18 protein-coding genes are annotated in these 19,775 nt (G+C 64.9%); 4 read left to right on the forward strand and 14 right to left on the reverse strand.

Annotated features, from left to right (window positions below; all coding sequences use genetic code 11):
* Nucleotide 1 precedes the first annotated feature (1 nt).
* Nucleotides 2-1,279 (forward strand): beta-ketoacyl-ACP synthase, encoded by a 1,278-nt coding sequence (locus I6F17_RS06595; protein WP_225129697.1) that lies wholly within the window; start codon nucleotides 2-4, stop codon nucleotides 1,277-1,279.
* 8 nt (nucleotides 1,280-1,287) lie between these two features.
* Nucleotides 1,288-2,220 carry a lipid A biosynthesis lauroyl acyltransferase gene (locus I6F17_RS06600; RefSeq protein ID WP_225129695.1) on the forward strand — a complete coding sequence of 311 codons (933 nt, stop codon included), beginning with the start codon at nucleotides 1,288-1,290 and terminating at the stop codon, nucleotides 2,218-2,220.
* 99 nt (nucleotides 2,221-2,319) lie between these two features.
* Here I6F17_RS06600 and I6F17_RS06605 read toward each other — a convergent pair whose 3' ends face one another.
* From I6F17_RS06605 to I6F17_RS06635, 7 genes are all read right to left on the reverse strand, one after another.
* Nucleotides 2,320-3,426, reverse strand: a complete 1,107-nt coding sequence (locus I6F17_RS06605) for a polyamine ABC transporter substrate-binding protein (protein WP_225129693.1) — start codon at nucleotides 3,424-3,426, stop codon at nucleotides 2,320-2,322.
* A gap of 6 nt (nucleotides 3,427-3,432) precedes the next feature.
* Nucleotides 3,433-4,614, reverse strand: a complete 1,182-nt coding sequence (locus I6F17_RS06610; protein WP_225129691.1) for an aminotransferase — start codon at nucleotides 4,612-4,614, stop codon at nucleotides 3,433-3,435.
* A gap of 7 nt (nucleotides 4,615-4,621) precedes the next feature.
* The gene (locus I6F17_RS06615) at nucleotides 4,622-4,948 is read right to left on the reverse strand and encodes a rhodanese-like domain-containing protein (RefSeq protein ID WP_225129689.1); all 327 of its coding nucleotides are present in this window, start codon (nucleotides 4,946-4,948) and stop codon (nucleotides 4,622-4,624) included.
* Nucleotides 4,949-5,121: 173 nt separating this feature from the next.
* Nucleotides 5,122-7,056, reverse strand: a complete 1,935-nt coding sequence (locus tag I6F17_RS06620; RefSeq protein ID WP_225129687.1) for a potassium transporter Kup — start codon at nucleotides 7,054-7,056, stop codon at nucleotides 5,122-5,124.
* 140 nt (nucleotides 7,057-7,196) lie between these two features.
* A complete protein-coding gene (locus I6F17_RS06625) occupies nucleotides 7,197-9,095 on the reverse strand; it encodes a potassium transporter Kup (protein ID WP_036034443.1) in 1,899 nt (632 codons plus the stop codon).
* Nucleotides 9,096-9,268: 173 nt separating this feature from the next.
* On the reverse strand, nucleotides 9,269-10,099 hold the full coding sequence (locus I6F17_RS06630) for a flagellar motor protein MotB (protein WP_036034445.1): 831 nt from the start codon (nucleotides 10,097-10,099) through the stop codon (nucleotides 9,269-9,271).
* A gap of 23 nt (nucleotides 10,100-10,122) precedes the next feature.
* The gene (locus tag I6F17_RS06635) at nucleotides 10,123-10,896 is read right to left on the reverse strand and encodes a MotA/TolQ/ExbB proton channel family protein (RefSeq protein ID WP_036001447.1); all 774 of its coding nucleotides are present in this window, start codon (nucleotides 10,894-10,896) and stop codon (nucleotides 10,123-10,125) included.
* Nucleotides 10,897-11,197: 301 nt separating this feature from the next.
* On the opposite strand from I6F17_RS06635, the gene I6F17_RS06640 reads away from it, so the two are divergent.
* Complete coding sequence (locus I6F17_RS06640) at nucleotides 11,198-11,491, forward strand: hypothetical protein (protein ID WP_036001448.1); 294 nt, start codon at nucleotides 11,198-11,200, stop codon at nucleotides 11,489-11,491.
* Between the two features lie 116 nt (nucleotides 11,492-11,607).
* On the opposite strand, the gene I6F17_RS06645 is transcribed toward I6F17_RS06640, so the two are convergent.
* The 4 genes from I6F17_RS06645 to I6F17_RS06660 all read right to left on the reverse strand — a co-directional run bounded on the left by I6F17_RS06645 (nucleotide 11,608) and on the right by I6F17_RS06660 (nucleotide 16,187).
* Nucleotides 11,608-12,327, reverse strand: coding sequence for an RraA family protein (locus I6F17_RS06645; RefSeq protein ID WP_036001451.1), 720 nt, complete (start codon nucleotides 12,325-12,327; stop codon nucleotides 11,608-11,610).
* A gap of 124 nt (nucleotides 12,328-12,451) precedes the next feature.
* A complete protein-coding gene (locus tag I6F17_RS06650; protein ID WP_036001453.1) occupies nucleotides 12,452-13,333 on the reverse strand; it encodes a phosphatidylcholine/phosphatidylserine synthase in 882 nt (293 codons plus the stop codon).
* A gap of 86 nt (nucleotides 13,334-13,419) precedes the next feature.
* On the reverse strand, nucleotides 13,420-14,142 hold the full coding sequence (locus I6F17_RS06655) for a phosphatidylserine decarboxylase (protein WP_225112817.1): 723 nt from the start codon (nucleotides 14,140-14,142) through the stop codon (nucleotides 13,420-13,422).
* 86 nt (nucleotides 14,143-14,228) lie between these two features.
* Nucleotides 14,229-16,187, reverse strand: a complete 1,959-nt coding sequence (locus I6F17_RS06660) for an ABC transporter ATP-binding protein/permease (RefSeq protein WP_225129685.1) — start codon at nucleotides 16,185-16,187, stop codon at nucleotides 14,229-14,231.
* A 201-nt stretch (nucleotides 16,188-16,388) separates the two neighbouring features.
* Here I6F17_RS06660 and I6F17_RS06665 point away from each other — a divergent pair, with 201 nt between their 5' ends.
* On the forward strand, nucleotides 16,389-16,994 hold the full coding sequence (locus I6F17_RS06665; RefSeq protein ID WP_036001463.1) for a TIGR00730 family Rossman fold protein: 606 nt from the start codon (nucleotides 16,389-16,391) through the stop codon (nucleotides 16,992-16,994).
* 109 nt (nucleotides 16,995-17,103) lie between these two features.
* On the opposite strand, the gene I6F17_RS06670 is transcribed toward I6F17_RS06665, so the two are convergent.
* The 3 genes from I6F17_RS06670 to I6F17_RS06680 all read right to left on the reverse strand — a co-directional run bounded on the left by I6F17_RS06670 (nucleotide 17,104) and on the right by I6F17_RS06680 (nucleotide 19,708).
* Complete coding sequence (locus I6F17_RS06670; protein WP_225129683.1) at nucleotides 17,104-17,481, reverse strand: VOC family protein; 378 nt, start codon at nucleotides 17,479-17,481, stop codon at nucleotides 17,104-17,106.
* A gap of 140 nt (nucleotides 17,482-17,621) precedes the next feature.
* Nucleotides 17,622-19,220 carry a citramalate synthase gene (gene cimA, locus I6F17_RS06675; RefSeq protein WP_225129682.1) on the reverse strand — a complete coding sequence of 533 codons (1,599 nt, stop codon included), beginning with the start codon at nucleotides 19,218-19,220 and terminating at the stop codon, nucleotides 17,622-17,624.
* Complete coding sequence (locus I6F17_RS06680) at nucleotides 19,217-19,708, reverse strand: GNAT family N-acetyltransferase (protein ID WP_225129680.1); 492 nt, start codon at nucleotides 19,706-19,708, stop codon at nucleotides 19,217-19,219. Before I6F17_RS06680 ends, cimA begins: the two co-directional genes overlap by 4 nt.
* Between the last annotated feature and the right edge of the window lie 67 nt (nucleotides 19,709-19,775).

A 19,775-nucleotide genomic window follows, 5' to 3' on the forward strand; every position in this document is an offset into this window, starting at 1 on the left:
CATGACTGCACCACGCGACAAACTCGGGCGTCCCGTCGTCGTCGTCACCGGCATGGGCATCATGACCTCGCTCGGCGCCGGCAAATCCGACAATTGGGCAAAGCTCGTCGCGGGCGAATCCGGTATCCGCACGATCACGCGTTTTCCGATCGACGGCCTCAAGACCACGATGGCCGGCACGGTCGATTTCGTCAGCGCCGATCCGTTCTCTTCCACTGCCCTGTCCGAGCGGATGGCCGAGCTGGTGACGCAGGAAGCGCTGGAGCAGGCCGGCATCGGCGCAAAGGCCGATTTCCCGGGTCCGCTTTTCCTCGCGGTGGCGCCGGTCGAGGTCGAATGGCCGCAGCGTCGCGAGCTCGGTCGCGTCGTCGGCCAGCAGGACATCACCTATGACGATCTGCTCCGCATTTCCGGCGGCGGCAAGTTTAGCGCCTATCATCATCGCTTCATGTTCGGCTCGGTTGCCGCCTATCTCGCCGAGACCTTCGGCACCAAGGGCTCGCCGATCTCGCTGTCGACGGCGTGCGCGTCCGGAGCCACCTCGATCCAGCTCGGCGTCGAGGCGATCCGCCGCGGCGAGACGGACGCAGCGCTCTGCGTCGCGACCGACGGCACCGTGAACCCGGAAGCGCTGGTGCGCTTCTCGCTCCTCTCGGCACTGTCGACCCAGAACGATCCGCCGCAGGCGGCCTCCCGTCCCTTCTCCAAGAACCGCGACGGTTTTGTCATGGCGGAAGGCGCCGGCGCGCTGGTGTTGGAGAGCTATGAAGCCGCCACCGCGCGCGGCGCAAAAATTCTCGGCGTGATCGCCGGCTGCGGCGAGCTCACCGATTCCTTCCACCGCACCCGCTCCTCGCCCGACGGCAAGCCGATCATCGGCTGCATGAACAAGACGCTGGCCGATGCCGGCATGACGCCGGACCAGATCGACCACATCAACGCGCACGGTACCGCGACGCCCGAGAACGACAAGATGGAGTTCAACACGACGTCGGCCGTGTTCGGCGAACTCGCGCAGAAGATTCCGGTCACCTCCAACAAGTCGATGGTCGGCCATACCATCTCGGCCGCCGGCGCGGTGGAGGCGATCTTCTCGCTGCTCACGCTCGAGCATCAGCGCATTCCGCCGACGATCAACTACGACAATCCGGATCCCACGATCCTTTTCGACGTCGTCGGCAACAAGGCGCGGGATGCGCGCGTGACCGCGGTGATGTCGAACTCGTTCGGCTTCGGCGGCCAGAACGCTTCGCTGATCCTGACCCGCGAACCGGCCTGACCGGACGCATGGCGCTGCTTCCTGCGAGCACGAAGGCCCGCGCGCGGGAGACTGCCAAATCGCTCGGCGGCAGCCTGATCGGCGCCGCGACCGTCGCGATGCTGCGCACCACGCGCTATTTCGATCCGGCCAAGACCTCGGACTTCTTCGCGCGTGCCGTCAAGCTGATCGGGCCGCGCCTGCGCGAGCACCGCATCGGCCGCGCCAACCTCACCGCCGCCTTCCCCGAGAAGTCGCCGGAGGAGATTGAACGGATCCTGATGGGCGTCTGGGACAATCTCGGCCGCGTCGGCGCCGAGTTCGCCCATATCGACCAGGTCTGGGATTACGCCCGAGATGTCCCGGAGAAGAGTCGGATCGAGATTTCCCCGCGCAGCATCGAGCTGTTCGACCAGATCCGCGACGACGGCAAGCCGGCGCTGATCTTCGCCGCACATCTTGCGAACTGGGAATTGCCGGCGCTCGCCGCGGTCGCGCATGGCCTGGACACCGCGATTCTCTATCGCCGCCCGAACATCGCCTCGGCCGATCGCATCATCCAGGAGATGCGCCAGGTCAACATGGGCACGCTGATCCCGGCCGGCCGCGACGCGCCGCTGCGGCTCGCGCAGGCGCTGAAGGACGGCAAGCACGTCGCCATGCTGATCGACCAGTACCTCACCGCCGGCGTCGAGGTCACGTTCTTCGGCCGCAAGACCCGCGCCAATCCGATGCTGGCGCGCCTCTTGCGCCAGGTCGAATGCCCGATCCACGGCGTGCGCATCATCCGCCTGCCCGACGGCCGCTTCCGCGGCGAGCTGACTGAAGAGATCCCGCCGGTGCGCGATGCCGACGGCAGGATCGACATCCAGGGCACGACACAGGCGATCACGAGCGTCGTGGAAAGCTGGGTCCGCGAGCATCCCGAGCAGTGGCTATGGCTGCACAGAAGGTGGCGGTAAATACTCCGTCATTGCGAGCGCAGCGAAGCAATCCAGAATCGTTCCACGGAAGCAGTCTGGATTGCTTCGTCGCTTCGCTCCTCGCAATGACAGGCGCTACTACCGCCCCGTCTTCACCTTGGTCCAGAGCCGGTTGATGATCCGCTGCGTCGCCGGCTCGCGCGCCGTGATGACGAACAGTTTTGCCAGCGTCGCCTCGTCCGGATAGATGTTCTTGTCATCAAGGATTTTCGGATCGACCAGCTTCTGGCTCGCGAGATTGCCGCTCGCGTAGGACAGGAAGTCCGAGTTCTTGGCGGCAACGTCCGGGCGATAGAGATAGTTGATCAGCTCGTAGGCTTCCCTAACATTCTTGGCATCCGCGGGGATCGCGAGATTGTCGAAGAACATCTGCGCGCCCTCCTTCGGAATGGTGTAGCCGATCTCGACGCCGCTTTTGGCTTCCGCGGCGCGGGCGCGGGCCTGCATGATGTCACCGGACCAGCCGACCACGAAGCAGATCTCACCGGTGGCGAGCGCGCTTAGATATTCGGACGAGTGGAACTTGCGCACGGAGGGGCGGACTTTCGCCACGGCATCGGCGGCCTTTTCCAGGTCCGCTTGCTTGGTCGAGTTCGGATCTAGCCCGAGCCAGCTCAGCGCCGCCGGGAAGATGTCGTCGGCGGAATCGAGCATGTGGACGCCGCAGTCCTTGAACTTGGCGAGGTTCTCCGGCTTGAAGACGATGTCCCAGCTGTCGATCTTCGCATCAGCCCCAAGGATCTGCTTCACCTTGGCGATGTTGTAGCCGATGCCCGTCGTGCCCCACATGTAGTTGGCGGCGTAGACATTGCCGGGGTCGTAGGTGGCGAGGCGCTGCGTCACCACCGGCCAGGCATTGGCGAGGTTCGGGAGCTTCGACTTGTCGAGCTTCTGGAAGATATTGGCCTTGATCTGGCGCTGCAGGAAATAAGCGGTGGGCACCACGACGTCATAACCGGACTTGCCGGCCATCAGGCGCGTCTCCAGCGTCTCGTTGGCGTCGAAAGTGTCGTAGACGACCTTGATGCCGGTCTCCTTAGTGAAGGCCTCAAGGACATCAGGCGCCATGTAGTTGGACCAGTTATAGAAGTTGACGACCCGCTCCTCGGCGCCTGCGGGAGCGGAGAGCAACGTCAGTGCCGCAGCGATCGCGAAACCAAGCCTGGGGCAGCCGACGTTCGTCATCTCGATCTACCTCTTGCGTCCACGCACCGCATCCGACAGCCGCTCCAGCGCGGTGTCGAGCGTCTGGTCCTTCTTGGCAAAGCAGAAGCGCACCACCGAGGTCACGGGGTCCTGCTCGTAGAACGCCGAGACCGGGATCGCGGCGACCTTGTAGTCTTTCACGATGCGCCAGCAGAACTCAGTGTCACTCTCGTTGAGCCCGAGCGGCGACAGGTCGACGGTGAGGAAGTAGGTGCCTTGCGACTTCAGCACGGGGAAGCCGAGGCTCTCCAGTCCCTTGGTCAGCCGGTCCCTGCTCCGCGTCAGGTCCTTGCGCATGGATAGGAAGTAGTCGTCGGACTTGCCGAGCCCATAGGCGACCGCGGCCTGCAGGTTCGGCGCGGTGGTGAAGGTCAGGAACTGGTGCACCTTGGCCGCGACGCGGAGCAGCGGTGGCGCCGCGCAGACGAAGCCAATCTTCCAGCCCGTCAGCGAGAAGATCTTGCCGGCCGAGCCGACCTTGATGGTGCGCTCGCGCATGCCGGGAATGGTGATCAGCGGGATATGCTTGTGCTCGTCGAAGGTGACGTGCTCCCAGACCTCGTCGCAGATCGCGATGACGTCGAACTCCTGGCAGTAGCGCGCCAAGAGCTCGAGGTCCTCGCGCGGATAGACCACCGCGCTGGGATTCAGGGGATTGTTGAACAGCACCGCCTTGGTCTTTGAATTGAAGACGCTTTTCAGCATGTCCTCATTCAGCCGCCAGTACGGCGGCTCCAGCCGGACCAGGCGCGGAATGCCGCCGGCCTGGCGGATGATCGGCAGATAGGAATCGTACACCGGCTGGAAGCAGACCACCTCGTCGCCGGGCTGGACCACCGCGAGGATGGCCGAGGTCAGCGCCTCGGTCCCGCCGGAGGTCACCATCACCTCGCTCATCGGATCGAGCTTGAGGCCGTGCCAATGGCCGTAATGGGTCGCGATGGCCTGGCGCAGCTCCGGCAGGCCCATCATCGACGGGTACTGGTTGTAGCCGTTCAGCGAAGCCTCGGCCGCGGCGCGGCGGATGTCCTCGGGGCCGGGATCGTCGGGAAAGCCCTGGCCGAGATTGATGGCGTTGTTGTCGCGCGCGGCCTGCGACATCGCCTCGAAGATGGTGACGGGAAGGTCGGCGAAGACCTTGTTCAGCGAAGAGCTCTTGGTCGTCATTGCGCGGTTAGCCACCGACCTTGCTGGGAAGCCCGGCCGCCTTCCAACCCAGCATGCCGCCGGCCAGATGCTTGTCGTAAGACAGGCCCGCCGCCTGTGCCGCCAGCGAGGCCGTCACCGAGCGCTTGCCCGAACGGCAGGCGAACACGACCTCCTTGCCGGCCGGATCGGGGATCGCCTTGGGATCGAAGGTCGAGAGCGGAACCACGACGCCGTAAGGGTAAGCCTCGGCCTCGACCTCGTTCGGCTCACGGACGTCGACGAGCAGATAGCGCCCTTCCGCGACACCCTTGGCGACCTCGTCCGGGGTCAGATCCTGCACTTGATTTACCACATCATCCTCCAACGTCGCGGGCCGCGTACCGGGGCGATCCCGGCCGGCGGCAACCTCGCCTCTCGGGAGACGAAAATCAAGCGCCACAAAGGCTTGAGCCGCGCGGCGCAAGTTAAAGCTAAATCGCAGCGACTTGAAGTCCGCTTTGAATCCCAAGCCCTAGATCGTCTGCCCTAGATCGTCACCTGCGTGCCGACCTCGACCACACGGCCGGACGGGATCTGGAAATAGTCGGTGGCGTCGTTGGCGGAGCGGCTGAGCGAGATGAACAGCCGGTCCTGCCAGCGCGGCATGCCGGAATGGGCGGCGGGCTTGAGCGCCCTGCGCGACAGGAAGAACGAGGTCGACATGATGTCGAACTGCCAGCCCAGCTTGCGGGCGATCGCGAGCGCCTTCGGCACGTTGGGCGATTCCATGAAGCCGAACTTCAGCGTCACCTTGGAGAAGGTCGGTGAAATCTGCTCCAGCTTCACCCGTTCGGCCGGATCGATCCGCGGGGTTTGCGCGGTCTCGATGGTGAGAATGACGTTCTTCTCGTGCAGCACCTTGTAGTGTTTCAGACTATGCAACAGCGCGGTCGGCGCGCTGAGCGGGTCCGAGGTCAGGAACACCGCAGTGCCAGGCACCCGCTGCGGCGGCCGCTTCTCCAGCATCGCCACGAGATCGGCGAGCGGAAACTCGAGCTTGCGCGACTTTTCAAACAGCAGCCGGCTGCCGCGCCGCCACGTGTACATCAGGATGATCATGAGCGCGCCGAGCGCCAGCGGCACCCATCCGCCCTCGAACACCTTCAACAGGTTCGCGCTCAGGAAGGTCAGATCGAGGAACAGGAACGGCGCAATCAGCGCGCCGGCAGCAAGCGCTGACCAGCGCCAGCCCTTCCAGACCACGACGAAGCCCATCATCGCCGTGACCACCATGGTACCGGTGACGGAGATGCCGTAGGCGGATGCAAGCGCGCTCGACGAGCGGAACAGCAGCACCAGCAGCACCACCGCGACCAGCAGCAGCTGGTTGATGCGCGGAATGAAGATCTGGCCGGAATGGGCTTCCGACGTATGGCGAATTTCAAAGCGCGGCAGCAGCCCGAGCTGGATCGCCTGGCGCGTCAGCGAATAGGCGCCAGTGATGACGGCCTGGCTCGCGATGACGGTCGCCATGGTGGCGAGCACGACCATGCAGCCTCGGACGAAGCCTTGCGGGAACAGCTGAAAGAACGGGCTCACGATTGCGCCGGGGTCGCCGAGCACCAGCGCGCCCTGCCCCAGATAGTTCAGCGCCAGCGAGGGCAGCACGATGGTAAGCCAGGCGGTCTGGATCGGCCGCTTGCCGAAATGGCCGAGATCGGCATAGAGCGCCTCGGCGCCGGTCACCGCCAGGAACACCGCGCCCAGCGTCACGAAGCCGACGATGCCATGGTGCAGCATGAAGTTCACGGCGTAGAGCGGGTTGAGCGCAAGCAGCACCTGCGGCTGCTGGGCGATCTGAGGGATCGCCGCCACCGCCAGAACCGTGAACCAGACGCACATGATCGGGCCGAAGAAGGCGGCAACGCGCGCCGTGCCGCGGGACTGCACGGCGAACAGGCCGACCAGGATCACAACCGTCAGCGGAACGATGTAGGGCTCGAACCTTAGCGTGACGTCCTTCATGCCCTCGATCGCCGACAGCACGGAGAGCGCCGGCGTGATCACGGCATCGCCGTAGAACAAAGCTCCGGAAATGATGCCGAGCAGGACGATGGTGGCCCCGCCGCGGCCGGTGCCAACCGCCCGCTGGGCCAGCGCCATCAGTGCAAGCGTGCCGCCCTCGCCGTTGTTGTCGGCGCGGAGCAGGATCACGACGTATTTGAGCGTCACCACCACGATGAGCGCCCACAGGATCAGGGAGAGCACGCCGAGCACAGCGGCCGGCGTCGGCAACCCGTCCGCGCCCGAGGCCGCCATCACCGCCTCGCGGAACGCGTAGAGCGGGCTGGTGCCGATGTCGCCGTAAACGACGCCGATGCTGCCGAGCGTCAGCGCGCCGAAACCGGCGGTGGTATGGGCATCGCCATGCCCATTTGCCGCCACCGTTTCCGGGGCGGGAACTGCTATGTCGCTTGTCATGGGAGAGCCCGATGGCCTCTAAAATGCTTCACTGCACAACGGCGGAAGAGCGCGCGGCTTATAGTCCTGCGCCATCGGCATGGCCTAGCCCGATTCTGGGCCGTAACCATGCAAATATGCATGGCTACGCCAGTTGCATCCTAGATGGTGACCTGGGTTCCGACTTCAACCACGCGGCCGGTGGGGATCTGGAAGTAGTCGGTGGCATCGTTGGCCGACCGGCTCAGCGCGATGAACACATGATCCTGCCAGAGCGGCATGCCCGACTGTGCCGAGGCCTTCAGTGACCTGCGCGACACGAAGAACGACGTCGACATGATGTCGAACTGCCAACCCTGCTTGCGCGCGATGGCGAGCGCCTTCGGCACGTTCGGCTGCTCCATGAAACCGAAGCGCAAGCGGACCTTGGAGAATTTTTCGCTGATCTTCTCCATCCTGAACCGCTCCGACAGATCGACCCGGGGCGTCTGCGCGGTCTCGATGGTCAGAATCACGTTGTGCTCATGCAGCACCTTGTTGTGCTTGAGATTGTGCAGGAGCGCGGTCGGCACGAACGCGGGATCGCTGGTCAGGAACACCGCGGTGCCCTTGACGATGTGCGGTGGCCGCTTCTCCAAACTGCGGATCAGATCGTCCAATGGCACCTCGATCCGGCGGGTCTTCTGGATCAGGATTGCGGAGCCCTTGCGCCAGGTCCAGATCGTCCCGGCCATGACGATGCCGAACAGCAGCGGCACCCAGGCGCCTTCGAGCAACTTGAGCAAATTGGCGCTGAAGAAGCTCAAATCGACGATGACGAAGGGGACGATCACGGCTGCGGCCGTCGCGGCGCGCCAGTTCCACAACTTCCAGATCACGACGAAGCCCATGATGCCGTCGGCGACCATGGTGGTGGAGACGGCAATACCGTAGGCGGAAGCCAGATTGCTGGGGGTGTGGAACAGCAGCACCAGCAGCATCACGCCGATCAGCAGCAGGCGGTTGACGCGCGGCAGATAGATCTGGCCGGCATGGGATTCGGAGGTGTACCGCACCTCAAAACGCGGCAGCAGCCCGAGTTGCACGGCCTGGTGGACCAGCGAATAGGCGCCGGTGATCACCGCCTGGCTCGCGATCACGGTTGCGGCCGTCGCGAGTCCGACCAGCGGCAGGACCAGGCTCTCGGGCACCATGCGATAAAACGAATGCTCGATTGCGCTGGGATCGGACAGCACCAGCGCACCCTGCCCGAAATAGTTGACCAGAAGCGCCGGCAGCACGAAAAACATCCAGGCCGACTGGATCGGCTTGCGGCCGAAATGGCCGAGATCGGCATAAAGCGCCTCTCCGCCAGTCACCGCCAGGAACACCGCGCCGAGCGTCACGAGGCCGATCACACCGTGCGACAGCACGAACTGCACCGCATAGTACGGATTGATCGCCGCCAGCACCGTGGGATCGTCGGCGATGTGGACAGCCCCCATCACGGCGATGACGGTGAACCAGACCACCATCACCGGCCCGAAGGCCGAGGCGACCAATGCGGTTCCCTTGCTCTGCACGGCGAACAGCAGCACCAGAATGAGCACGGTGAGCGGCACGACATAGTGCTCGAGCGCGGGGGTTGCGAGCTTGAGGCCCTGCACCGCCGATAGCACCGAGATCGCCGGCGTGATCATGGAATCGCCGATGAACATCGAAGCGCCGATCACGCCGAGCGCGAGCAGGACCCAGCTTCGCCGCCCGAGCGCGCGCTGGCCGAGCGCCATCAGCGAGAGCGTGCCGCCCTCCCCGTTATTGTCGGCGCGCAGCAGCAAGAGGACATATTTGGCGGTGACGACGATCAGGAGCGCCCACAGGATCAGCGAGAGCACGCCGAGCACGATGACGCGCGAGACGGGCTCGCCATGGGCGGCGGCCTTGACCGCCTCGTGGAATGCATAGAGCGGCGAAGTGCCGATATCGCCAAAGACGACGCCGACACTCCCGAGCGTAAGGGCCCAAAAACTTGCGGTGGGCCGCCCGTCCTGGGTCTCGGCCTGTGTGATGCTCGCCGTCATGAAGGTGGAGAACGCTTCGTTCCTGAAATTGATCCGGCGCCTTTTGACGCTTCCGGTGCACCTGTCAATCGGCGCACCATCATAGCAGGCGCCGAGCCGGATGCTGTGACGCCACAGCCACGCTCATCGCCCGCGCGACGACATGCCTCAGGTAAGATGGTAGCGCAAGGGGGTTACGGCCTCAGATTCGGCGGCAGCGGCGGATCTTCGCGCATCAAGGTGATGGTCACCCGCCGGTTGGCTGCCAGCGAGGGATCGTCCGGAAACAGCGGCTGGGTATCGGCCTTGCCGGAGACGGCGAAGATGTGCGACGGCGGCAGGCCCTGGCGCTCGAGGATCTGGCGCACGGCGTTGGCGCGATCGGCCGACAGATCGAAGGCGCCATAGTCGCTGCGGGTCGGCACGAACCCCGCCGCGGTGTGGCCGGCGATGGAGACGCGGAGCGGCGTCGCCTTGAGCGGGATCGCGAGCTTCTCGACCAGGCGGCGGGTGCGGTCATAGGGCACCTTGGAGCCGTCGGCGAACATCGAGCGGCCGTCCTGGTCGACGATCTCGAGGTTCAGGCCCTGCTTGGTCTCCTCGAACATGATGTGCTTGGACATCTCGGTCAGCTCCGGCATGTCCTGCAACGCCTGGCGCAGCGAGGCTGCCGCCAGCGCGAAATTGCGGTCGATCTTGATCTTCGCGCCGGAGGTCTTTTCGCGGTCTTCCTGATCTGGCGTCGGCGTGTTGGAGGCATCTTCCGGCTGGATGTGGTCGACGTTCTTGAGCCGCGGGCGCGTCGGCAGGCCGTCGGATTCGACGATGCCGGAGTAGCGCGCCTCGGTCTGCACGCCGAACGCCTCGCGCATCGAGCCCGCGACGATCTTCAGCTTGTTGGCGTCTTGCGTGGAGAACGCGACCAGCATCACGAAAAACGCCAGCAGCAGCGCCATCAGGTCGGCGAAGGTCACGAACCAGCCGTGGCCGCCACCGTGAGCATTGCCGCGCTTCTTCTTGGCCATCTCTCAAAATCCAGGCGGCGGCCTCAAGCCGGCACCGGCTCGCCTTCGGTGTGACGATGTTTCTCCGGCAGATAGGCCAGCAGCATTTCGCGCACCAGGGTCGGGCTCTTGGAATCGCGGATCATCAGGATGCCGTCGATGATCAAGGTGCGGTTGGTCTCTTCGTCCAGCAGCTTGCCGTGCAGCTTGTCAGCGATCGGCAAGCAGATCAGGTTGGCGACAACGGCGCCGTACAGGGTCGCCAGCAGCGCGGTGGCCATGAACGGGCCGAGCTTGGAGGGATCCGACATGTTGGAGAACATCTGCACCATGCCAAGCAGCGTGCCGATCATGCCGAACGCCGGGGCGCAGTCGCCGACGGCGCGGTAGATCTTGCTGCCTTCGTCGAGGTGCATCAGGAAGTTGTCCCGGTCGCGCTCCAGATTGTCGCGAATGAAATCGAGGTCGTAGCCGTCGGCAACATAGCGAATGCCCTTGGCGAGGAAGGGCTCGTCGGTCTCGACCTTTTCTAGTCCGACCGGGCCCTGCTTGCGGGCGATTTCCGCGATGCGGGCGAGCTCGTCGACAAGGTCGTGAGCCGAAAGGCGGCTCAGGGTGAAGGCAAACTTCGCGCCCAGCGGCACGCCGTGGATCATCGCGGACAAAGGAAAGCGGATCATCGTCGCTGCGAACGAGCCGCCGAAGATGACGATGACGGCGTGGATGTCGTAGAACATCCCGAACGTACCGCCCATCAGGATCAGCGACGACACAACAATGGCGCCTGCGACGAGGCCGACAAGTGTTGCGATATCCATGATCGACTCCAACGCCTACGCAACAACGGCCGTCCTGGCCGCTGGCGCGGCTCAACCCCGAACCGCATCGCAGACCCTAGAGCGCCGCCCTTAAAGGCGCGTAAAGGTTAAGTCTCGACGATGTGCCGCCTGCCGCCGCAATTTGTCCCGGTTGCCGTCCAGCGATAGGAATTTCAACCCTTCGCTAACCATAAGCAGGCGCCCACCACGTCACGTCGGCTGCGGCCCTCCGCCACATCGTGGACGGGGATCACTTGGTGTCTGCTAGCGTTGCGACAGGGCCAATCGCGGAGCCAGCGCGATGTTGATGCTATTCGGTCTACTCACGGCGCTGCCCGCGGCGCTGGCGTTCCACCTGCTCGAGCCGGAACTCGTGCTTCCGGCGTTCAGCGTGCTGCTCTTTATCGAGGCCGCCTTCGCCGTGCTCGCAGCGCGGTTGATGCGCAGCGCCAACAGCGCAGACGATATCACCCTCTGGGACCTTGCCGGCGGCTTCACCCTGATCGGATGCGCCGCCGCCGTGCTCGGAGAACCGGATCAAGTCGCCCTGCTTCTGACAGAGCAAGGCGGCATTCGGCCGTCGTCCGGGCCGTAGATTGCCCTAAAGCGCGATGCGATTAGGATGAATCGTCATCGCGCTTTAGGTTATTGTTTGAGCATGATCTTTTCGGAAAACCGCTACACGCTTTCCGGATCATGCTCCAGCAGCCGTCAATGGATCTCCGCAGAGCGCTTCAACGCGGCCTTGAGCTTCTCGAGCGAGAAGTCGGGGCTGCGGGCGATCTCCAGGATCGGCGTCTCGCGGCGGCCGCACAGTTCGGCGGCCTCCGGCAGCTTTGCGGCAAGGTCGAGCGGGATCACGATGGCGCCATGCCGGTCGGCGTGGATGAGGTCGTCCGACTTCACGGTCATGCCGGCGACGCGCACCTCGCCGCCAAAGCTTTCCGCGTGCACCCAGGCATGTGACGGGCCGATCGAGCCGGCCAGCGCCTGGAACCCTGGCGCCCATTGCGGGATGTCGCGGATCGAGCCGTCGGTGATGACGCCGAGGCAGCCGAGCGCCTTGTGCACGTTGCTCTGTACCTCGCCCCAGAACGCGCCATAGCCGACGTCGGGTCCGTCGATGTCCTGGATCACCGAGATGCGCGGGCCATGGCCGGTGCCGACATATTCGTAATATGCGATTCGGCGCTTGGACTGCTCCTCGGCCGGAAGCGATGACTTCAGAACCGAGCGGATCGTCACCGTGCGGGCATAGCCGACGATCGGCGGCAGGTCGGGAAACGGACAGACCAGCTGCTTGGTGGTGTAGCCGATCAGCCGCCGCTCGGGCGCCACGATCTCCATGGCGTTGCAGATCGTCGGCGTATCGTAACGGCCCAGCGCTTCGAGGACGGAAGCGGGCAGCGGCCCGGTCGCGGAATTGGTCACGGCGTTCTCTCCCAGGTTGGCGGCGCTTGATTGCGCGATGCCGCCGGCACAAGGGCGATATAGCTGAGATCGGGTCTCGACCCAACTCAGGCAGGCTTCATGGCAGATATCCGCGAGGAGCGCTTTAGTGCAGTCGTCCGGGCCGATCGTCGTCTTGCGGCGGCTCCGACAAATTCGCCAGCGTCGGCGCCGAGGGCGGTGACGGGACCTCGCCTCCCGCCGGCGCGGTGGCTTCCATCGCGCGCGCCTGGTCGCGATAGGATTTGTAGCCGAGCGGCAGCGCGAGAAGGTACAGCACCGTGCCGATCGACAGCACGTGCCAGGGATAGGCGATCAGGAGCGCGATGAAGACGATCACGGCGACGAAGGCCGGCAGCACCAGCTCGGGCGGCACGCGCATCCGCTTGGTCTTGCCGGAGAACACGGGCAGGCGCGACACCATCAGAAACGCGATCAGAAGCGTGTAGGCCGCGGTCACCGCCGCAGGTGTGCGCCCGACGTCGAGGAACGCGACATAGATCGGCAGCAGCACGGTGATCGCGCCGGCGGGCGCCGGCACGCCGGTGAAGAAATTGGCGGCGAAGGCCGGCTTGTTCGGATCGTCCATGGTGGCATTGAAGCGCGCAAGCCGCAGGCCGCCGGAGATCGCGAACACCATGGCGGCGATCCAGCCGGCATTGCCGAGCTCATGCAGCTGCCAGAAATACAGCATCAGGCCGGGCGCCACGCCGAAATTGACGAAGTCGGCGAGACTGTCGAGCTCGGCGCCGAACTTCGACTGCCCCTTGATCATGCGCGCGATGCGGCCATCGATGCCGTCGAGCGCGGCGGCGAACACGATGGCATAGACCGCGAGCGTCATCCGTCCTTCGATCGACAGGCGGATCGAGGTCAGGCCGGCGCAGATCGCCAGCAGCGTGATGACGTTGGGCACCAGCATCCGCACCGGGATCGGTCGGAACCGCCGGCGGCGGACGTCGGGATCCTTGAAATCGTAAGGCGTCATGGCTCGTCCTTATCTCGAGGCGAGATATAGCAAGCCGCGCCGCCCTCCGCCATTGCGGCGGAACGCCTGCGAGCACCGACTATTGGTTAATTGGCGCGGAACGCGCGGCCCGGGTCGTCGCCGGCAAGGTCGGCCAGGATCGTCTCTCCGGCGATCGCGGTCTGCCCTTCCGAGACCAGCGCCTTGGTACCCACGGGCAGGTAGACATCGAGGCGCGAGCCGAAGCGGATCAGGCCGAAACGCTCGCCGGCGCCGATCGCCTGCCCCTCCTTGACGAAGCAGACGATGCGCTTGGCGACCAGGCCGGCGATCTGGACCACGCCGATCCGCGCCGTCGGCGTCGTGATCACCAGCGAGTTGCGCTCGTTGTCCTCGCTCGCCTTGTCGAGCTCGGCGTTGATGAAGAGGCCGGGCCGGTAGGCGATACGATCCACCCTGCCCGCCACGGGCGCGCGGTTCACGTGGCAATTGAACACGCTCATGAAGATCGAGACGCGCGGCAGCGGCCGGTCGCCGAGCCCGAGCTCGGCCGGCGGCAGCGCCATGGTGATCATGGAGACACGCCCGTCGGCCGGCGACACCACGAGACCCTCGCGCGCCGGCGTCACACGGACGGGATCGCGGAAGAACAGCGCGCACCAAACGGTCAGGATCGTGCCGATCCACCCCAGCGGCGACCACAGCCAGAACAGGAGCAGGCTCGCCAGCGCAAAGGCGCCGATGAAGGGATAGCCCTCCTTGTGGATCGGCGGGATCTGACGCTGGATCGAATCGAGAATGGACATTGCTTTTTGCCGGTCGGGGTTGATGCCACGGGGTCGTCGCGCGGGCTTGTTTAGGCCAGACTTTGTTTAGGCCAGACTTGTTTAGGCCAGACTTGGGACCGGAGACAAGGTCACTCCGCCGCCGCGGGCGTCGTCAGGCTATCATCGACCGGCGGCGGCTCCCGGTTAGGCGCGGCATTGGTGTCGGCCATCTTGGCCAGCTTCTCGCGGGCCTCCTCGGCCTCGCGCTGCCTGTTCCACATGCTGGCATAGAGCCCGCCCTGCGCGAGCAGGCTCGCGTGAGTGCCGCGCTCGGCGATGCGGCCCTGGTCCAGCACGATGATCTCGTCGGCGCCGACGATGGTGGAAAGTCGATGCGCGATCACCAGGGAGGTGCGGTTCTTCGCCACGCGGTCGAGCGCCCCCTGGATCTCGTGCTCGGTATGGGTGTCGAGCGCCGAGGTCGCCTCGTCGAGCACCAGGATCGGCGGCGCCTTGAGCACCGTGCGCGCGATCGCCACACGTTGCTTCTCGCCGCCCGACAGCTTCAGGCCGCGCTCGCCGACCTGGGTCTCGTAGCCCTTCGGCGCCATGCGGATGAAGTGGTCGATCTGCGCCAGCCGCGCCGCCTCCTCGACCTCGGCATCGGTCGCATCCCAGCGGCCGTAGCGGATGTTGTAGCGGATGGTGTCGTTGAACAGCACGGTGTCCTGCGGCACCATGCCGATCGATGCGCGCAGGCTGGCCTGCGTGACCTCGCGGATGTCCTGGCCGTCGATCAGGATCCTGCCGCCGGAGACATCATAGAGGCGAAACAGGAGCCGCGAGATGGTCGATTTGCCGGCGCCGGAGGGGCCGACGATGGCAACCGTCTTTCCGGCCGGCACTTCGAAGCTGATGCCCTTGAGGATGGGGCGCGCCGGCTCATAGGCAAAGCGCACGTCCTCGAAGCGCACCGTGCCGGCGGAGATGGCCAGCGGCTTCGCGCCAGGCGCGTCCTTGATCTCGGCCTCGCGGCTGAGCACGCCGAACATCTTCTCGATGTCGATGATCGCCTGCTTGATCTCGCGATAGACCATGCCCATGAAGTTCAGGGGCTGGTAGAGCTGGATCATCATGGCGTTGACCAGCACGAAATCGCCGACCGTGTTGGTGCCGTTGCGCACGCCGATCGCGCACATCAGCATGGTCGCGGTCAGGCCCAGCGTGAAGATCACCGCCTGGCCTGTGTTGAGCACCGCGAGCGAGGTGTAGGTGCGGACGCTCGCCTCCTCGTAGCGCTCGACCGACCTGTCGTAGCGCTGCGCCTCGCGTGCCTCGGCACTGAAATACTTCACCGTCTCGTAGTTGAGCAGCGAGTCGATCGCCTTGGTGTTCGCCTCGGTGTCGGAATCGTTCATCTTGCGGCGGATGCCGATCCGCCACTCGGTCGCGACGTAGGTGTAGTACATGTAGAGCGTGACCGTGATTAGGGTCGCGACGACGTAACGCCAGTCGAATTGCCAGAGCAGCACCGCCAGCAGCAGCGAGACCTCGACGATGGTCGGGATCAGCTGCAGGATCACCATGCGCACGATGACCTCGATGCCCTCGCGGCCGCGCTCGAGCACGCGCGTGAGGCCACCGGTCTTGCGCTCGAGGTGAAAGCGCAGCGACAGCTCGTGCATGTGGATGAAGGTGAGCGTCGCGAGCTTGCGCACCGCATGCATGGCGACGCGGGCGAAGATGCCGTCGCGCCATTGCGTCAGCACCGCCATCAGGATGCGCATCACGCCGTAGCTCGCGGTCAGCAGCAAGGGCGAGGCGATCACCCAGAGATGCCAATTGTCGGCCGCTACCGGCGCGGTGTTGGCGCCGGTCAGCGCATCCGTCGCCCATTTGAAGCTGAACGGCACGGTGAGCGTGATCAGCTTGGCGGCGAGCAACAGCACCAGCGACCAGACCACCCTCATCTTCAGGTCGAAACGGTCGCCCGGCCAGATGTAAGGCCACAGATGTGCCAGCGTGCCCATCAGCGTGGCCCCGGCCTGCGGTCCTGCCACGGAAGGATCAGGAACGTCGGCGCCGTCGAACGATTGAGGTTGGTCCATCAACAAACCCGAAAGCCCGCCGGATGCGGGCGAAACTGCGATTAACGATTTTCGCCCGTCATATAGAGCCTTCCCGATGCCCGCGCACCCCGCCAGATGGCGAATCTTCGATTGTTTGTCGCGATTTACCGGTAAATTCCCGGAAGTATCGAATCACCGTTTGGGCTTGACGCCACTTCGCTGCAATGCATCATGGCACCAATGAGCACGATCAAAACCGTCTGTGTCTATTGCGGCTCCGGCCCTGGAACAAATCCCAACTTCATTGAAGCGGCGAAGGCGCTCGGCAGAGCCTTGGCGGAAAACAAGATCCGTCTCGTTTATGGCGGCGGCTCGCTCGGCCTGATGGGCGCGGTTGCGACCTCCGTGCTGGATCACGGCGGCATGGTCACCGGCATCATCCCCGACTTCCTGCGGATGCGCGAGAATGCGCTGACGCGCGTGCAGGAGATGGTCGTCACGCCCGACATGCACGAGCGCAAGCGGCTGATGTTCGAGCGCTCCGACGCCTTCGTGGCCCTGCCCGGCGGGCTCGGCACGCTGGAGGAGCTGGTGGAGCAGCTGACCTGGCAGCAACTCGGCCGGCACGCCAAGCCGGTGCTGCTCGCCAATGTCGACGGCTTTTGGGAGCCGCTGTTCTCCCTGGTGGCCCACATGCGGCAGACCCAGTTCATCCGCGCCGGCCTCACCGTCGATATCCTGAAGGCGGACAAGGTCGAGGAGATCATCCCACGGCTGCGCGCCGCGGCGGCGCAGATCCCTGACGACCAGCGCGATCTCGCGCCCGACGTGGCCCGGCGGCTCTAAAGCATGATCCGGAAAAGTGTGAAGCGGTTTTCCGAAAAGATCATGCTCAAACAACAACCCAAAGCGCGATGACGATCATCCTAATCGCATCGCGCTTTAGGCCGCCTTCCTATTCCTGCGGAAACGTCACCGCCTCGATCCGGTTGCCGTCGGGATCGGTGACGAAGGCGGCGTAGTAACGCACGCGATCGTGCGGGCGAATGCCCGGTGCGCCGTCGGAGGCGCCGCCAGCGGACAGCGCAGCTGCGTGAAACGCATCGATCTCGGCCGTGGTTTTCGCCCGCAGGCAGATATGCACGCCGCTCTCCGGCGCGACACGCGGCATGCCCTCGCGCAGATTGATCCAAAACTCCGGATAGGCCTTGCCGAACCCGATCGTCCGCGGCCGCGTGACGAGGCGCGCGAGGCCGAGGGCGGCGAGCGCGGCTACGTAGAATTTTGCGGCGCGGTCGAGATCGCTGACGCCGACGGAGATGTGGTCGATCATGGCCGTGCCCTTTCGTCACCCCCGCTGTCATCGCCCGGCTTGACCGGGCGATCCAGTACTCCGAGGCCTCGCGGCGTTACAGAGAGGCCGGAGCGTACTGGATACCCCGCTTTCGCGGGGTATGACAGTCGTTGTGGGGTTTACGCCGGCGCGTCCGACTTCACGAGCTTGTAGATCACCGAATCCATCAGCGCCTGGAACGAGGCGTCGATGATGTTCGGGGAGACGCCGACGGTGGTCCAACGATCGCCGTTCTCGTCCTCGCTCTCGATCAGCACGCGCGTGACCGCGCCGGTGCCGCCGTTGAGGATACGGACGCGATAGTCGATCAGCGTCAGGCCCTCGATGAACTTCTGGTACTTGCCGAGGTCCTTGCGCAGGGCGACGTCGAGCGCGTTGACGGGACCGTTGCCTTCGGCGGCCGAGATCAGATGCTCGCCGGCGACGTCGACCTTGACCACTGCGAGCGCCACCGTGACGCGTTCGCCGAGCGCGTTGTAGCGCTGCTCGACGTTGACGTCGAACTGCTCGACCTCGAAATAATGCGGCACCTTGCCGAGCGTGCGGCGCGCCAGAAGCTCGAACGAGGCGTTGGCGGATTCATAAGCATAGCCGGCCGCCTCGCGCTCCTTCAACTCCTCGACAAGTCGCGTCAGCTTCGGATCGCTCTTCTCGTAAGGGATGCCGGCGCGGTCGAGCTCGGCGATGACGTTGGAGCGTCCGGCCTGGTCGGACACCAGCACCTTGCGGTGATTACCGACAAGCTCCGGCAACACATGCTCGTAGGTCTGCGGATCCTTCAGCACGGCGGAGGCATGGATGCCGGTCTTGGTGACGAAGGCGCTCTCGCCGACATAAGGAGCATGCCGGTTCGGCACGCGGTTGAGCATGTCGTCAAGCGTGCGCGACACCTTGACGAGCGTCGCCAGCTTCTCCGTGGTGACGCCGATCTCGAAGGCGTCGGCAAACCCCGTCTTCAGCTTCAGCGTCGGGATCAGCGAGCAGAGATTGGCATTGCCGCAGCGCTCGCCGAGGCCGTTCAGCGTTCCCTGGATCTGCCGCGCGCCGGCACGGACGGCGGCGAGCGAATTGGCCACCGCCTGCTCGGTGTCGTTATGGGCGTGGATGCCGACGTGATCGCCCGGGATGTGCCTGGTCACGTCTCTGACGATGGCCTCGACCTCATCGGGCATGGTGCCGCCGTTGGTGTCGCACAGCACCACCCAGCGCGCACCGGCATCGAAGGCGGCCTTGGCGCAGGCGAGCGCGAAGGCGGCGTCTTCCTTGTAGCCGTCGAAGAAATGCTCGCAATCGAGCATCACCTCGCGGCCGGCCGCCTTCGCCGCCGCTACGCTGTCGCGGATCGAGGCGAGATTTTCTTCCTTCGTGGTCTCCAGCGCGACGCGGACCTGATAGGCCGACGCCTTCGCCACGAAGCAGATCGCATCCGCCTTCGCTTCCAAAAGGCCCGCGACCCCAGGATCGTTGGACACCGACCGGCCCGCCCGCCGCGTCATGCCGAAGGCGGTGAAGCGTGCATGGTTGAGCTTGGGCTTGGAGCCAAAGAACTCGGTGTCGAGCGGGTTGGCGCCGGGATAGCCGCCCTCGACATAGTCGATGCCGAGATCATCGAGCATCGCCGCGATGACCTGCTTGTCCGCCAGCGTGAAGTCGACGCCGTTGGTCTGCGCCCCATCGCGCAGCGTGGTGTCGAACAGATAGAGACGCTGCTTGCTCATTGCCCCGCTCCGAGCGTCTTCTTCATGGTGGTGTTGGCGAGCCACTCGTCGTTGATGGTGACGCTGTTGCGCTGCTGGGCGGTGTAGCCGCGCTTGGCGAAGAAGCCCTCCGCGGTATCGCTGGCGTCGACCGAGAGGCTCTTGGCGCCGCGGCCGCCGGCGAGCTTCTCCAGCGCGTCGACCAGCATGGTCGCGATGCCCTGCCCGCTGACAGCCGGATGCACATAGAGCATGCGGATGTGATCGTTGCCGCGCAGCGAGGCGAAGCCGACAGGCGAGCCTTCCAGCGTCGCGATCAGCGTCAGGTCGGACGCAAGCCGCTTGCCGAACTCCTCGTCCTCGGCCGCCGCCATCCAGGCTTCCTGCTGCGCCTCGCTATAATCGTCGCCGGTCAATTCCTCGATGCTGGCGGCGAAGATCGCGGCGAGGATCGGCACATCCGCCGGCAGGAAGGGCCTCAGTGCGGGCTTTGGCAAAGTCTGTCCCATCGCCCTCACCACATCCCATAAAGCTTGAGCACGATCGCCACCGCGCCGGCGAGCAGCGCGATTTTCA

Origin of the sequence: Bradyrhizobium sp. NBAIM18 (assembly GCF_020193825.1) — a bacterium.
Lineage (GTDB): Bacteria > Pseudomonadota > Alphaproteobacteria > Rhizobiales > Xanthobacteraceae > Bradyrhizobium > Bradyrhizobium yuanmingense.